Source organism: Paraburkholderia sp. BR14374 (genome assembly GCF_040948685.1).
GTDB lineage: Bacteria > Pseudomonadota > Gammaproteobacteria > Burkholderiales > Burkholderiaceae > Paraburkholderia > Paraburkholderia youngii.
Map to the genome: position 1 here is coordinate 358,494 of NZ_JBFPKF010000002.1, position 15,289 is coordinate 373,782.

Genomic DNA, 15,289 nt, shown 5'->3' on the forward strand with positions numbered 1-15,289 from the left:
CCCAGGCGCCCCCTTGAGACCCCTCAAGCACCGTTCGGCGCCGTGACCGGCGCGCGGTTGAAGAAATAGATGCCATGCGGCGAGCGGCCGACCGCAATCGTCTGGATCAGCTTGCGCGTGTTGAGATCGATGATGCCAATGTGCTTCGCGAAGCGGAAGGTCACCCACAGATAGCGCTTGTCGGCGGAAAGCTCCATGTCGTCCGGTCCTGGCATCAGGCCGGTGATATCGCCGACGTTGGTGAGCGTGTCTTCGTCGATGATGCTGATCGTGCTAGCGACGCGGTTCGACACCGCGACATGCTTGCCGTCGGCGAGCGAGCGGAAGTTGTGAGCGCCCTTGCCCGTGTGAATCGTCTTGACGACTTTCTGGTTGCGCCAATCCACGACGGCGACGTAGTCCTCGCCGGTCATGCCGACGAGCAGGTACTTTTCGCCCGGCGTCATCCACAGGCCCGCGGGCACCTTGCCGACCTTCATCTTCCATTTGACGGTTTGCGTGGGCAGGTCGATGGCGGCGAGTTCGCCCGAGATCTGCAGCGAAACGAACACCGTCCTGCTGTCATTCGTGAACGCCATGTGGCTCGGCATCACCGCGAGCGGCAGCCGTGAAGCCAGCGTCATCTGGTTTTTCTGGTTGTCGTAGTGGTAGATGTCGAGGCGGTCGAGCCGCAAGCCCGTAGTGACGAGCCACTTGCGATCCGGCGAAAAACCGATTTGATAGGGATCTTCGATGTTCTCGACCCAGCGCTGCAACTGCCCCGTTTTCGGATCGACGAACATCAGGCTGTTCGACACCGAATTGGCGACGATCAGTGAGGAATTGTCCGGCGTGGCCATCAGGTGATGCGGTTCCTTGCCCGTGGGCACGGTGCCGATGACCTGGCGGCTGTTCTCGTCGATCAGGCTCAGCGTGGCCTCACCGGAATTGAGCACGATCACGTTATTGGCGTGCGCCGCCGGAGAAAAAAAGCCTGCGGCGGCGACCAGCACCGCAGTTGCGGCGAACGTGGCAGTCAAGCCGGGAAGAAGAAATTTACGCATGAAAACTCGCTTCGGAGAACAACGGTCATTGTAGAACGTTTGCCGGTCCGAGCGGTTGACGTAAGTCACCGGGCGACGAGCGAAAAATGACGGATGCGATGAAGTGCGGCCGCGCGCGGGAAAGTTCGTCTGCCACGTCCCGTTTGATGCTCGCGCCGCGGGTTTCGAGTGAGGAATCAATGTGCTCTCATTTTCGGAATCAATCATGCATCAGCCACACGCCAATATCGCCCAAAGCAATAACAAAAACAATAGGAATGTTCTTTTTCTTCGCGCCAATAAATCTACCTGTATTAATATATTTTTTAGCCCAATTGAATTTCGGAGTTCGCTGATATCTGAATTGCGCGCGGGCATCGGAGAATTCTTCCTGCGCGTCGTCCCGCCAGCGCCTCATCCGTGCGAACCACGCGTATAACGCGGGGACGACGCGCGCTCGACCAAATAGCGCAAGCAGCTTCACCAATGGCCAGCGTTTTTATTTCGAGATTTTCAAACCTACCTGGGCAATAACGTCACACCAATCTCGAATTACGCACTACACGCCACGAACTAAAATAATGCGGAGGATTTTAAATTGATGAACAAGAATATTTCGATAATTGGCCGTACCACATCTCAAAGAAAAGTCGCAGCGGCGCAAACTGCCTGCCTGCAAACACGCCGTGCTTCCGCGCGCCAGAAAAGCATCGCCCGAGCAGTTCGACGTACTGCGGGTGTTGCCATAGCGGCGGCCCTGTGCGTCACGGAAGCGAACGGCGCCGGCGTCGATTCCGTCGAGGTAGGCACGGCCAGCGCGCCCGGCGACGCCGCGGTCGCGATAGGCGCACAGGCCATCGCAAGCGGCAACTCATCGCTGGCGATCGGCTCGCAGGCGAACGCGCAAAACGACGGCGCGCTCGCGGTAGCGGCAGGCGCCACGGCGCAGGGCGACGGCGCAGTCGCCGTGGGTCTCTCCTCTTCCGCAAAAGGCGAAGGCGCAAGCGCCTTTGGGCCCTATGCGAATGCGCAGGCGGAACGCGCGACCGCGGTCGGTCTGGACGCGTCGGCGCTCGGTGTCGACTCGGTCGCAACGGGCTCCGGTTCAATGGCGGCGAATTCGGCCGCCTCCGCGTTTGGCTCCCAATCCACGGCAACCAGCGTCGGATCGACCGCGCTCGGCTATGTCGCGCAGGCCGGAGGCACCAACTCGCTTGCCGCCGGAGCATGGGCCTCGGCACTGGCGGACTCGAGCGTCGCGCTTGGTAGTAATACCCTCGTCAGCGGTGTCGGCGCCATCGCCCTTGGCGTCGCTGCGCAGGCGAGCGGCGCCTACGCCAGCGCAATCGGCTTCGGCGCAACGGCAGCGGGAGCCGGCGCGATCGCGCTCGGCAGCAACGCAAACGCGAGCGCCGACAATAGCGTCGCGCTGGGCGCCAATGCCAGCACCACGACGGATCTGTCGCAAAGCGCATTTGTGCCCGGGGGAGCGGGCGCTACCCCGGTCGCGGCCCCCATCGCGACAGGCGAAGTCTCCCTTGGCTCGGCGAATAATGAGCGTCGCCTGACCAACGTCGCCGCGGGCGCTGCGCCCACTGACGCGGTCAACGTGAGCCAGTTGAACGCGGTCGACAACAAGGTCGATGCACTCGCTGAAAGCAGCGCGCTGCACTACCTCAGCGCTGCCGACCCGGCCGACGGCTCCAACAACGCGCTCGCACAAGGCACGCACGCGCTCGCCGTGGGCAGCAACGCCAGCGCCGTCGGCGCCAACGCAAGCGCATTCGGCACGAGCGCCAGCGCGAGCGCAACGGACTCGACCGCGATAGGCGCGGGCGCCGTCGCCGGCACGGCCGGCGCGACCTCGCTGGGCGCGTCAGCGTCGGCCTACGGCTCAGGGGCCACGGCGCTCGGGGCCAGCGCGACGGCAAACGGCGACGGCACGCTCGCGATCGGCTCCGGTGCCAGCGCAGCCGCCGACAACGCACTTTCGCTCGGCTATCAGTCGAGCGCGCTGGCCGCAAACGCCGTCGCGCTCGGTCAGGGCTCGATCGCCGATCGCGCGGGGACCGTATCGGTCGGGTCAGCGGGCAACGAGCGTCAGATCACCAACGTCGCGGCCGGCACCGCGGACACCGATGCGGTCAACGTCGCCCAGCTGAAAGCGGTGAGCGATCAGAGCAGCGCGAGCGCGGCGAAACTCGACGGCGCGGTCATGTACGACACGAACGCCGACGGCAGCATCAATCGGAACAGCATTACGCTCGGCGGCGATACGACGGAGGGCACCGCCATCCACAACCTCGCGAACGGCGTGCTGGCGTCCGACGCGGTCAATCTCGGTCAGCTGAACGCGGCGCTCGAAGGGGCGATCAATAACGCGGCGATCGGTTCGGCCGGCGCGTTATTCAGTGCTGCGGGTGAAAGCGCGACTGAAACCGCGCAAGCATCCGGTGCACACGCGATTGCGGCCGGGGCGAATGCGCGGGCAAGCGGCGCCAACGCGACAAGCATCGGAGCGAACGCCATCGCCAGCGGCAACAACGCGACGGCGGTCGGCGCCGCGGCCAGCGCGAGCGCCGACAACTCGGTGGCCTTGGGCCAGGGCTCCATCGCAGACCGAGCGAACTCAGTATCGGTTGGCTCGGTGGGCCAGGAGCGCCAGATCACCAACGTCGCAGCCGGCGCGCGAGGCAGCGACGCGGTCAACGTCAATCAGTTGCAGCAAAGCATGAGCGGCGCGATCAGCACGGCGAATCGCTATACGGACGATCAGATCCGTTCCGCCCGCCGGGACAGCTACGGGGGCACGGCATCGGCGCTCGCGATGGCAGGCTTGCCGCAAGCGGTCCTGCCCGGACACGGCATGGTCGCGATGGCGGCCGGCACGTACGGCGGTCAATCCGCGCTCGCAATTAGCGTGTCGCAGCTGTCGGACACCGGCAAATGGATCTACAAGGCCCAAGGTAGCGCCGACTCACGCGGGCAGTTCGGCGCATCGATCGGCGCGGGGATGCATTGGTGAAATCAGCTCGGGCGATCGTGTCGGGCAAAGCCCGGCCGCCGTGCACACCCAGTGTCCAGCGGCCGCGTGCGAGCAGCCTGACTTTACCGCTGCATCGACTCCCACACCTTGTACAAGCGCTTCACCGAAACCGGCATTGGGGTGCGCAGCTCCTGCGCAAACAGCGAGATGCGCAACTCCTCGAGCAGCCAGCGGAATTCCGCAAGCCGCGGATCCGTGACGCCGCCGCGCTGCGACACCGCCCGCTGATAGTGCTGCAACAGCGGCTGGAATTCGGCGAACTGCCGCGCGTCGCGGGTGGAGTCCGCGCGCAGCTTGTCGATACGCAGCGCCATCCCCTTCAGATAACGCGGGAAATGTGCGAGTTGGGCATACGGCGTATCGACGACAAAACGCTTGCCGATCAGCGCATCGAGTTGATTCTGCAGATCGGTGTACGCGGCCGCGAATGGCTTCGCCTGCAGCAGCTTCTTCGTCAGGCTCGCGTACTCGCCGAGGATCTGGCCGACCAGCCGCGAGATTTCCTGCGCGAGCAACGTGAGGCGGCTACGCCCTTCGTCACGTCGGGTATGGAAGCTCGCATCGTCGTCGGGCAGCGGGTCCTGCAGACACGCGCGGTCGAGTGCGGTGTCGATCAGCTGATCGCGCAGTTCTTCCTGCGTGCCGCGCGGCATGAACTGCATGGCCATTTCGCGCAGGCCCGGCAGATTCTTCTCCAGATACTTGATCGGCTCCTTCAACTGCAGCGCGAAAAGCCGACGCAGGCCCGCCCGATGAATCCGCGCGGCTTCTTCGGGCGAATCGAACACCTCGACGTCGCAGTGGGTGCCACGGTCCACGAGCGCCGGGTAGCCAAACAACGTCTGGCCACCACGGCGAATTTCGAGCAATTCGGGCAGCTTGCCGAAATTCCACGTGGTCAGGTTTTCGTACAGCGCGGTGGCTGGTGCGCCATCCGGCGTCGCGGGTTGTGGCGCGGCCGCGCCCTTGCCGCGCGCCGGGCCGCTCGCAGCCAGATCGGGAGACCGCGCAGGTGTCGCGACACCGCCGCCTGCATCGGCGAGAGCAGCGCCTGCCGCGCCCGAAACGAGCTTCTGGAAATGCTGCTGCGCCTGACCGCCGAGCTCTGCGCGCAGTTGCGACAGATTGCGTCCCATCGCGAGCTGCCGGCCATGTTCGTCGATGACCTTGAAGTTCATGAACAGATGCGCGGGCAGCGTCTCGAGCTTGAAGTCGGACTGCTTCATCGCGACCTGGGTCTGCTCGCGCACGTCGGCGATCAGCGCTTCGAGCAGGCCGCCCGCTCCGAAGCGCTGGGCGCCGTGCCGTTCGGCGAAACCTGCCGCGTATTCAGGGAGCGGCACGCAATGCCGACGCAGCTTCTGCGGCAGCGACTTCAGCAGCAACTGCGCCTTCTCTTTCAGCATGCCGGGCACGAGCCACTCACAACGGCGCGCGTCGACCTGGTTCAGCGCATACAGCGGTACCGCGAGCGTTACGCCGTCGCGAGGCGTGCCCGGCTCGAAGTGATAGGTCAGCGCCATCTCGATGCCCGCCATCGTCAACCGCTTCGGGAACAGATCCGTCGTGACACCCGCCGCTTCGTGCCGCATCAGATCGTCGCGGGACAAATACAACAGCCGCAGCTTGTCCTCCGCCTGGCCGCTCTTTTTGACTTCGTCGCGATACCAGCGCTCGAACGACGCGCCGGTATAGACGCCATCCGGCAGCGCCTGATCGTAGAACGCGTAGATCAATTCGTCGTCGACCAGCACGTCCTGGCGGCGCGACTTGTGCTCGAGCTGTTCGATGTCGGCAAGCAGCTTGCGGTTGTGCGCGAAGAACGCCAGCTTCGTGTCGAACTCCCCTTCAACAAACGCACCGCGAATAAACAGCTCGCGCGCCCGCGCCGGGTCCTGCTTGCCGAATGCGACGCGCCGCCGGTGATAAATCGGCAGGCCGTACAGCATCGCGCGCTCGAACGCGGACACCTGCGCCGCGCGCTTTTCCCAATGTGGCTCCGACAGCGACTTTTTCAGCAGATGCGCGCCGACCTTCTCGACCCACTCCGGCTCGATTTTCGCGATACAGCGCGCGTAAAGCCGGCTCGTTTCGACCAGCTCGGCAGCCATCACCCACTTGCCCGCTTTTTTCACGAGCGCAGAGCCCGGCCACAAATAGAACTTGATGCCGCGCGCGCCGAGATAGTACGGCTCATCGTCGGCTTTCAAGCCGATGTTGCCGAGAAGGCCGGTCAGCAACGCAAGATGGATCTGCTCGAACGTAGCCTCCGCTTCGTTCAGGCGCCAGCCGTGCTCCCGCACGACCGTCAGCAGTTGCGAATGGACATCGCGCCACTCGCGCAGCCGCAACTGCGACAGGAAGTTCTTGCGGCACTCGTCCTGCAACTGCCGGTTCGACTTCTTGTGCGCGATCGCTTCGTCGAACCAGTTCCAGATCTTCAGCCACTGCAGGAATTCGGAGCGCTCGTCGGCGAAGCGGCGATGTGCCTGGTCGGCCTGCTCCTGCGCGTCGATCGGCCGATCGCGCGGGTCCTGCACGGACAGCGCGCTCGCGATGATCAGCACTTCCTTCAGCGCCTGCTGGTCGCGCGCGGCGAGGATCATTCGGCCGACGCGCGGATCGAGCGGCAGTCGCGCGAGTTCACGGCCGAGCGGCGTCAGGTGATTGTCGTCGTCGACGGCGCCGAGCTCGTTGAGCAACTGGTAGCCGTCGGAAATCGCACGGCCCGGCGGGGGCTCGATAAACGGGAACGTTTCGATCGCCGTCAGGTGCAGCGACTTCATGCGCAGAATCACCGAAGCGAGCGAAGAGCGCAGAATTTCCGGATCGGTGAAGCGCGCGCGGCCCTGGAAGTCGCTTTCCTCGTACAGCCGAATGCAGATGCCATCGGCAACCCGTCCGCAACGCCCCGCCCGTTGATTCGCGGCGGCTTGAGAAATCGACTCGACCTGGAGCTGCTCGACCTTGTTGCGATACGAGTAGCGCTTCACGCGGGCGAGGCCCGTGTCGACCACGTAGCGGATGCCGGGTACCGTCAGCGAAGTTTCGGCGACGTTGGTCGCGAGCACGATGCGACGCGCGTTCGACGCGCGGAACACGCGCTCCTGCTCGGCCGCCGAGAGCCGCGCGAACAGCGGCAGAATCTCCGTATGGGGCGGGTGATGTTTGCGCAGCGCCTCGGCGGCGTCCCGAATCTCACGCTCGCCGGGCAGGAACACCAGCACATCGCCGTGACCCTCGCGGCACAGTTCGTCGACGGCCTCGACGATCGCCTCCATCCGATCGCGATCGGTCTCGCGCTGCGTCTTCGGGCGCTCGCGGCCAGACGACGCCACACCCGAGGTCGCTTGCGCCGCCTTGACCGCCGGGCTGTCCTCGACCACCGGTCGGTAACGCACCTCGACCGGATAAAGCCGCCCGCTCACTTCGATCACCGGTGCGGGCTTATCGTCGCTACCGAAGTGGCGCGCGAAACGGTCGGCGTCGATCGTCGCCGAGGTCACGATCAGCTTCAGGTCGGGACGCTTCGGAAGAATCTCCTTCAGGTAGCCGAGCAGAAAATCGATGTTCAGGCTGCGCTCGTGCGCTTCGTCGATGATCAGCGTGTCGTAGGCTTTCAGCAGCGGATCGGTCTGCGTTTCGGCAAGCAGAATGCCGTCGGTCATCAGCTTGACCGATGCGCCCGGCGCGAGGTTGTCGTTGAAGCGCACCTTGTAGCCGACCACTTCGCCGAACGGCGTGCCGAGTTCCTCGGCGATACGACGCCCGGTCGCCGACGCGGCGATCCGGCGCGGCTGCGTATGGCCGATCAGACCATTGCCGCCTGCGCCCAGACCACGGCCGAGCGTGAGGCAGATTTTCGGCAACTGCGTGGTCTTGCCCGAACCGGTTTCGCCCGACACGATCACGACCTGATTCTCCGCGATCGCCCGCGCGATCTCGTCGCGACGACCGGAAACGGGAAGTGCTTCGGGGAACGTGATCGGTGGAATCGGGTTCGGCTCGACGATCCGCGGCGACCGCGGTTCGCGCGGCGCGCGAGGCTCCTTGCGCGGCTCGCCCGATTGTTTGTCGTGCGAGTGCGTGGCGCGCGGACCGTGACGTTGCTCGTCACGTGGTCCGCGCTCGTCCTGTTCGTTGCGAGGCGCACGATGCCGTTCAACGCGCGGCGTGTCCGAGCGCGCGTCGCGGACTTCGCCACGCTGCGCGCTTTGCCGCGTACCACCTCGCTCATCACGAGCCTGGCGGCCATGCGCACCGCGCGGCGCGGTCGAACGCGTACTGCGGTGCTCGCTTTGCGGCCCGTCCTGTTGCTCGCTTTGCGCTCCACCGCTCTGCTGCTCGCGGGCCGCGTTTTGAAGCGCGGAACGGAATTGGCCAAGCTGCTCGCTCAACGAAGCGCCACGTGGCTCGCCACCAGCCCCGCCGCCCCGCTTGGCACCGGACGCTTCAACCGATTCAGCGCGAGATTCACCGCGCCGTTCATCATGCGCCGCGCCTCGCGCGCGAGCGTGCTTTTCGCGATCGTCACGACCCGCACCGCCACCTTCCGGCGACACTGTTTGCGCAGACGCGCCCGCCTCCCGACGCGCGTCACGCGCCTGCTCTGGTTTCGCATCCTGCGCTGGGCGGCGCATCGTGTCACCGGGCCTGGCCGGCTCACCGGCCGACGCCGGTTTCTCGTTCGCCCCAGCGGGACTTTTGGGTACATTCGACATGGGGGCGCATTATAATCCCCGGCATGAATTCCCAAACCGACCTCGTCCCCGCGCCCGCGAGCGTTCCGGCCCCCGCCGACTCGCCGGAAACCCTCGCCCAGCACGCGCAATTCGTCGACTGGATGCGTTCAGTCGCTCCGTATATCCACGCGTTCCGAAACAAGACATTCGTCGTCGGTTTCGGCGGCGAAGTGGTGCATCAGGGGCTGCTCAATGCGCTCGTGTCCGACATCGCGCTGCTACAGGCAATGGGCATCCAGATCGTTTTGGTGCATGGCTCGCGCCCGCAGGTCGAGGAGCAGATGAGTCTCCACGGCGTCGAATCGGAGTTTTCGCATGGCATGCGCATTACCGACGCGCGCGCGCTCGAGTCCGCGAAGGAAGCGGCCGGCGAAGTGCGTCTCGACATCGAAGCCGCAATCAGCCAAGGTCTGCCGAACACGCCGATGGCGCACGCGCACATCAGCGTCGTGTCGGGCAACTTCGTAACGGCGCGGCCAGTCGGCATTCTGGACGGCGTCGACTTCCAGCACACGGGTCTCGTGCGCAAGATCGACGCGGATTCGATCCGACATTCGCTCGCGAGCCGCAAGCTCGTGCTGCTGTCGCCGCTCGGCTTCTCGCCCACCGGCGAAGCGTTCAATCTGTCGATGGAAGACGTGGCTTCGGCCGCGGCCATCGCGCTGCGCGCCGACAAGATCGTGTTCCTGACCGAAACCGCGGGTCTGATGGAGATCAGCGAAAGCGGTACGGAGCTGATCCGCGAACTGTCGCTCGACGACGCCTACAAGCTGCACGAAAGCGGCGAAGTCACCGGCGACGCCGGGTTCTACCTGAAGCATTCGATCCGCGCCTGCCGCGGCGGCGTGCCGCGCGCGCACATCATCCCGTATGCGCTCGACGGCAGCCTGCTGCTCGAACTGTTCCTGCACGATGGCGTCGGCACGATGATCTCGTACGAGAACCTCGAAAGCCTGCGCGAAGCGACGCCGGACGACGTCGGCGGCATTCTCGCGCTGATCGAGCCGCTCGAAGCCGACGGCACGCTGGTACGGCGCGGCCGTCACCAGATCGAGCGCGACATCGACCATTTTTCGGTGATCGAGCACGACGGCGTGCTGTTCGGCTGCGCGGCGCTGTATCCGTATTCGCAGGAGCGCATCGGCGAAATGGCGTGCCTGACGGTCGCGCCCGAAGCGCAAGGCACCGGCGACGGCGAGCGTCTGCTCAAGCGGATCGAGCAGCGCGCGCGGGCACGCGGCCTCACGCGCATTTTCGTGCTCACCACGCGCACCGAACACTGGTTCCTGAAACGCGGCTTCGTCAAGGCTACGGTCGACGACCTGCCCGAAGACCGCCGCCGACTCTATAACTGGCAGCGAAAGTCGCTCGTGCTGATGAAACAGCTTTGAGTAACTGCGTGATCGTCCCCATCTGATCCGAACTGGCGTTTGCCCGCCCCACGTTGATACAGTAATTATTTTTCATGGGACCGGAGTCCGTGCTAAAGCACTAACTCCGGTCGACACAGGAGAAGCACAGCATGACTCGTATGGTTCAATGCGCGAAGCTCGGCAAGGAAGCCGAAGGCCTCGATTTCCCGCCGCTGCCGGGCGAACTCGGCAAGCGGATCTACGAAAGTATCTCGAAGGAAGCCTGGCAGGCCTGGTTGAAGCAGCAGACCATGCTGATCAACGAAAACCGCCTGAACATGGCCGATCCGCGCGCGCGTCAGTATCTGATGAAGCAGACCGAAAAGTTCTTCTTCGGCGAAGGCGCGGATACCGCATCGGGCTACGTGCCGCCGTCGGCTTGAGCTTGCCACGTCGAGAGCGACACCAGCACGCGTCGCCCGAACCGGGCGAACACACGCCTAAAAATCCGCGCCGCAAGCGCGGATTTTTTTCGCCCCGACATCGGCCTCGCGTCGTGTCTGCATTCACCTCGTCTGCACGTCAAAAAATCGCCCCGCGAATGTTCTAGGCGGTCTGTTTTCAAACCCGTTTCGACCCCGCCCGGACCCCCGCCCCGCAATGGATTGAGCCACACAGGCGGCCTTCGCCCGCACCCCCGGTTTGCACGATCCTCTGTCATCGTGCTAATATGTGCCCCGTTTCAGCTGCAATTCACCTTCATTCGTGTTCTTTTCAGATTGGCTCGTCGTGCGTTTTCCGCGCGTGCGTCATCCTGAATTGAGCTGTTTTTAAACAAGAAGGCTCGTCGGTCGTTTCCCCGCCTAACGCGGATAAATTCAAGACCGGCCTTTTTCGTTTCAAGCCTTCATTGGCGCATGGGTCGGCTTCCGCAGCCCCGCGTCCTTCATGCACCTGCCCCCCTTCCACGGCCACGCAGGTGCAACTGCCAGCACAATCTAGACGAGTGTTTTTTCGCGAACTTATCGCGAGGCACTGGCGTTTGCTTCATTTCGCCAACTGTTCCGCCGCCGGATAAGCAGCGCCGCGGATACCCTCGCCACGCTCACGAAATTGCACTTCCAGCAACCGAGGCGGAACGCATCACGAGTTTCGTCGCAGTCATTGGAGTTTTTAACCTTGACAGCTTCCAGCAACGGCTTCTGGCGACATCACAAACAAGAACAACGCCTTACCCTCGACGACATCACCGTCGTCGATCACTCCCTCCTGAAACGGGCCGTCGGCGCAATGGCGCTCGGCAACGCGATGGAATGGTTCGATTTCGGCGTGTACAGCTATATCGCGGTGACGCTCGGCAAGGTGTTCTTCCCCTCGTCGAGCCCGTCGGCGCAGCTCATCGCGACCTTCGGCACGTTTGCCGCGGCGTTTCTCGTGCGGCCGATCGGCGGCATGGTGTTCGGGCCGCTCGGTGACCGTATCGGCCGTCAGCGCGTGCTGGCGATGACGATGATCATGATGGCCGCGGGCACCTTCGCGATCGGCCTGATCCCCAACTACGCGACGATCGGCATTCTCGCGCCGGCGCTATTGCTGCTCGCGCGCCTCGTGCAGGGCTTTTCGACCGGCGGCGAGTACGGCGGCGCCGCGACCTTCATTGCCGAATTCTCGACCGACAAGCGCCGCGGCTTCATGGGCAGCTTCCTCGAGTTCGGCACGCTGATCGGCTATGTGCTCGGCGCGGGCACGGTCGCGCTGTTGACGGCGACGCTGTCGACCGACGCACTGCTGTCCTGGGGCTGGCGCGTGCCGTTCCTGATCGCCGGTCCGCTCGGCCTCATGGGTCTCTACGTCCGTATGAAGCTCGAGGAAACGCCCGCGTTCAAGAAGCAGGCCGAACAGCGTGAAGCCGAGGACCGCGCGCTGCCTAAACAGTCGTTCGGCCAGCTGCTCGCGCAGCAATGGAAGCCGCTGCTGCTGTGCGTCGGCCTCGTGCTGATCTTCAACGTGACCGACTACATGGCGCTGTCGTATCTGCCGAGCTATCTGTCGGCGACGCTGCACTTCAACGAAACGCACGGCCTGTTCCTCGTGCTGCTCGTGATGATCCTGATGATGCCGATGACGCTCGCCGCCGGCCGTCTGTCCGATGCGATCGGCCGCAAGCCGGTGATGCTGCTCGGCTGCGTCGGTCTGTTCGCGCTGTCGATTCCCGCGCTGCTGCTGATTCGCATGGGCACGGTGCTGCCGGTGTTCGCCGGTCTGATGATTCTCGGCGTGCTGCTGTCGTGTTTCACCGGCGTGATGCCGTCGGCACTGCCGGCGCTGTTCCCGACCCGAATCCGCTACGGTGCGCTCGCGATCGGCTTCAATGTCTCGGTGTCGCTGTTCGGCGGTACGACGCCGCTCGTGACCGCATGGCTGGTCGACCGCACCGGCAATCTGATGATGCCCGCGTACTACCTGATGGGCGCATCGCTGATCGGCATCGTATCGGTGCTTGCGCTGCGCGAAACCGCGCGCAAGCCGCTGCTCGGTTCGGGCCCGTGCGTCGCGACGCGCGCCGAAGCGCACGCGGTGCTGCGCGGCGAACGCGAGGCCGAGGAGATGGATGAACGGTTCGCGGCGGCTGCGACCGCGCGTGCGTGATCGGCGCAGTCACCCCTCGCTAGAGTAGTCTCGAAGCGGGCAGGCGATTTTCGCCGGCCCGCTTTTTTTTACGTCAGCAGCGCATCGAACGTCGCGCTGACCTGCGCGCCTTCGACGATCAGTCTGCCGGCGCACACCGGCAGCTTGAAGCGCCGTGGCCCCGCGCTGCCCGGATTGACGTACAGCACGCCGTCGCGCTCGGCGATCGATGGCTTGTGCGAGTGGCCGCTCACCACGACGCGAATGCCTTCGTCGTGCGGTACGCAGCCCAGCTCGGCGATATCGTGCACGACTAGAATCGTCACCTGCTGGACGGTGAGCCGCGCATGCGTCGGTAAAGACGCCGCCCATTCACCGGTATCGTTGTTGCCGCGCACCGCGGTCAGCGGCGCGATCCGCGCGAGCGCGTCGAGCACGTCCGGCTTGCAGATATCGCCCGCGTGAATGATCGCGTCGCAGCCGTCGAGATAGTGCAACGCTTCGGGACGCACGAGGTTGTGCGTATCAGAGACGAGCCCGATGCGGGCAGCGGTCGATGGTGGGCGACGTGAAGTCATGCGCAGTCCTGCTCAGTCTGCGGCTGCGCAAACTCACGCGCCGCCGCTGGGGCGCGCCGCTGCCCAGCCAGCATGCGCCGCGTCAACCCCTGCACGACGACCGACACCACCGCCGCGCACGCAAAGCCCGTCGCCACACCGTACTGTGGCAACAGCAACGCCGTCACCGCGAAGAACGCCGCGAACGAGCCGCGCCCGACCACCATGCCGCGCATCAGCAGCGCGACGAAGTCCGCGCCATGCGCACGCTGCGCCGATACCGCGAGCACGATACCGAGCAGCGGAAACACCGACAGCACGCCACTCCACGCCGCGCCCATCGATGCCGAGGCCGTCGTCACCGCGAGCGTCAGCAGCGCGCCCGCGAGCATGTGTACCGCCAGATCCGCGCGCCCGACGCGCGCCGCCGGTACATGACCGGTCGCGCGCGGCAAGCTGCTCTGCGACACCGCGACGCCCACGCACGCCGCCGCCAGCGCCCACCCGGCCGAACCGGGCAGCCGCACGATCAGCAGCGCCGCGCCGAGCCAGCCGGCCACCCCCACGACCAGTGCAAGCGGCCAGTCGAAACGCCGGCAGGTCCAACCATAAGCAAGATTGAACGCCTCCAACGCGGCGATCGCCGCAATCGACGCCGCCGACGCCTGCGCCGCGAACGCCGGCCCGCGCTCGAGCGCGAGCAGCAGCATGATCGGTCCGGCGACGACCGGCAGCCCCGCGAGCCATCCCGCGACCGATGGTCCCCAGACGCGCGCGGCCACCGTCAGCGCGGCGAGAAAGGCCGGCACCAGCACGAGCTTCAGCGCGAGCAGCATGCTCAGGCCTCCAGCACGGTTTCGATGCGCCGGTCCGGCACGAACCACCACGCCGCCGCGAGCGCGTACAGCGCAGCCGACGCCCACGGCACGACGAACGCGAGCCCGATGCCGGTCAGGTAAATGACGACCGAGACCTTACCCTTGAAGTCGTTGCCGAGCGCTTTGGCCAGTGCCGAATCGCGTCCATGCTGAGAAATCAGCGCACGCGTCAAGATGAAATATGCGATCGCCGACATGAACAGCACGATGCCGTACATCGCGGTCGGCCACGCGGCCAGATGGTTTCGGCCGACCCAGTGCGTGACGACCGGCAGCAGCGACAGCCAGAACAGCAGATGCAGGTTCGCCCACAGCACCTTGCCGTTGACCTTCTGCACCGCATGGAACACGTGATGGTGATTGTTCCAGTAGATGCCGACGTAGATGAAGCTCAGCACGTAAGCGCAGAACACCGGTACGACCGGGCGCAACGCCGCGAGATCGTAGCCCTCGGGCACCTTCAGCTCGAGCACCATGATCGTGATGATGATGGCGATTACGCCATCGCTGAAGGCTTCGACGCGTCCCTTGCCCATGCTGCGTTGTCCCGAAGATGAATGCGGTGGGGCGCACAGCCCGCCCGCGCGTTGCGCGCGGGCCGCGCCGCTGCCGATTATCCGCGATGGCGCGAAGATTTGTCGATGCGCGGAGCCGGCCGGGCGAATGGCTCTATGCGCCGGGGCTCACGGGTAGTGGACGGCGAGCCACACGCTTGGCTCGGTGTCGCTCGTATATGCGACGCGGTGCCGGCAATGCGCTTCGATCAGCACGTGATCGCCTGGCTTCATCGGATGCGGCTCGGGGTCGCCGTCGAATTCGAGCACCGCCGCGCCGCTGAGCAGCACGACCCATTCGGCGCGCGGGCTGTCGTACCAGAAGCCGGGCGGACTCGCCTGCCCCGTCGAGACGATCCGCTCGATCGTCACGCCGCCCCGCTCGACGAGCGCGTCGACCTGCTCATCGGCCGTCGTCCCCGACCGCACGACGGCGTCGAACAGGTTGCCGCTGCTACGTGCGGGTTTGAGCGAGCTTCTCATGGGCGTGTCGCGCCGGCGTCAACGCAG

The 15,289-nt window shown here is 65.0% G+C and carries 12 protein-coding genes; 4 read left to right on the forward strand and 8 right to left on the reverse strand.

The window, feature by feature from the left end; all coding sequences use genetic code 11:
* Positions 1 to 23 precede the first annotated feature (23 nt).
* Complete coding sequence (locus AB3X86_RS05535; RefSeq protein ID WP_176108156.1) at positions 24 to 1,043, reverse strand: beta-propeller fold lactonase family protein; 1,020 nt, start codon at positions 1,041 to 1,043, stop codon at positions 24 to 26.
* Positions 1,044 to 1,242: 199 nt separating this feature from the next.
* Positions 1,243 to 1,506: a hypothetical protein gene (locus tag AB3X86_RS05540; RefSeq protein ID WP_368595197.1), complete on the reverse strand. Its 264-nt coding sequence runs from the start codon at positions 1,504 to 1,506 to the stop codon at positions 1,243 to 1,245.
* Positions 1,507 to 1,623: 117 nt separating this feature from the next.
* On the opposite strand from AB3X86_RS05540, the gene AB3X86_RS05545 reads away from it, so the two are divergent.
* On the forward strand, positions 1,624 to 4,047 hold the full coding sequence (locus AB3X86_RS05545) for a YadA family autotransporter adhesin (protein ID WP_368595198.1): 2,424 nt from the start codon (positions 1,624 to 1,626) through the stop codon (positions 4,045 to 4,047).
* Between the two features lie 83 nt (positions 4,048 to 4,130).
* Here AB3X86_RS05545 and hrpA read toward each other — a convergent pair whose 3' ends face one another.
* Together hrpA and AB3X86_RS05555 are read right to left on the reverse strand one after the other, a co-directional pair.
* Positions 4,131 to 8,465, reverse strand: a complete 4,335-nt coding sequence (gene hrpA, locus AB3X86_RS05550) for an ATP-dependent RNA helicase HrpA (RefSeq protein ID WP_368595199.1) — start codon at positions 8,463 to 8,465, stop codon at positions 4,131 to 4,133.
* The gene (locus AB3X86_RS05555; protein WP_368595200.1) at positions 8,462 to 8,602 is read right to left on the reverse strand and encodes a hypothetical protein; all 141 of its coding nucleotides are present in this window, start codon (positions 8,600 to 8,602) and stop codon (positions 8,462 to 8,464) included. The genes hrpA and AB3X86_RS05555 overlap by 4 nt, the downstream gene beginning before the upstream one ends.
* A gap of 210 nt (positions 8,603 to 8,812) precedes the next feature.
* Between AB3X86_RS05555 and argA the strand changes: the two genes are divergently transcribed.
* The 3 genes from argA to proP all read left to right on the forward strand — a co-directional run bounded on the left by argA (position 8,813) and on the right by proP (position 12,811).
* Entirely contained in the window at positions 8,813 to 10,201 is a 1,389-nt protein-coding gene (gene argA / locus AB3X86_RS05560) for an amino-acid N-acetyltransferase (protein ID WP_368595201.1), read from the forward strand.
* 131 nt (positions 10,202 to 10,332) lie between these two features.
* Positions 10,333 to 10,605, forward strand: a complete 273-nt coding sequence (locus AB3X86_RS05565; protein WP_026228676.1) for an oxidative damage protection protein — start codon at positions 10,333 to 10,335, stop codon at positions 10,603 to 10,605.
* A gap of 736 nt (positions 10,606 to 11,341) precedes the next feature.
* Positions 11,342 to 12,811, forward strand: coding sequence for a glycine betaine/L-proline transporter ProP (gene proP / locus AB3X86_RS05570; RefSeq protein ID WP_368595202.1), 1,470 nt, complete (start codon positions 11,342 to 11,344; stop codon positions 12,809 to 12,811).
* A gap of 68 nt (positions 12,812 to 12,879) precedes the next feature.
* On the opposite strand, the gene AB3X86_RS05575 is transcribed toward proP, so the two are convergent.
* From AB3X86_RS05575 to AB3X86_RS05590, 4 genes are all read right to left on the reverse strand, one after another.
* Positions 12,880 to 13,368: a metallophosphoesterase family protein gene (locus AB3X86_RS05575; RefSeq protein ID WP_184226637.1), complete on the reverse strand. Its 489-nt coding sequence runs from the start codon at positions 13,366 to 13,368 to the stop codon at positions 12,880 to 12,882.
* A complete protein-coding gene (locus AB3X86_RS05580; RefSeq protein WP_368595203.1) occupies positions 13,365 to 14,183 on the reverse strand; it encodes a hypothetical protein in 819 nt (272 codons plus the stop codon). Before AB3X86_RS05580 ends, AB3X86_RS05575 begins: the two co-directional genes overlap by 4 nt.
* Before the next feature lie 2 nt (positions 14,184 to 14,185).
* Positions 14,186 to 14,761, reverse strand: a complete 576-nt coding sequence (locus AB3X86_RS05585) for a TMEM175 family protein (protein WP_368595204.1) — start codon at positions 14,759 to 14,761, stop codon at positions 14,186 to 14,188.
* Positions 14,762 to 14,908: 147 nt separating this feature from the next.
* Positions 14,909 to 15,262 (reverse strand): cupin domain-containing protein, encoded by a 354-nt coding sequence (locus AB3X86_RS05590; RefSeq protein WP_368595205.1) that lies wholly within the window; start codon positions 15,260 to 15,262, stop codon positions 14,909 to 14,911.
* Between the last annotated feature and the right edge of the window lie 27 nt (positions 15,263 to 15,289).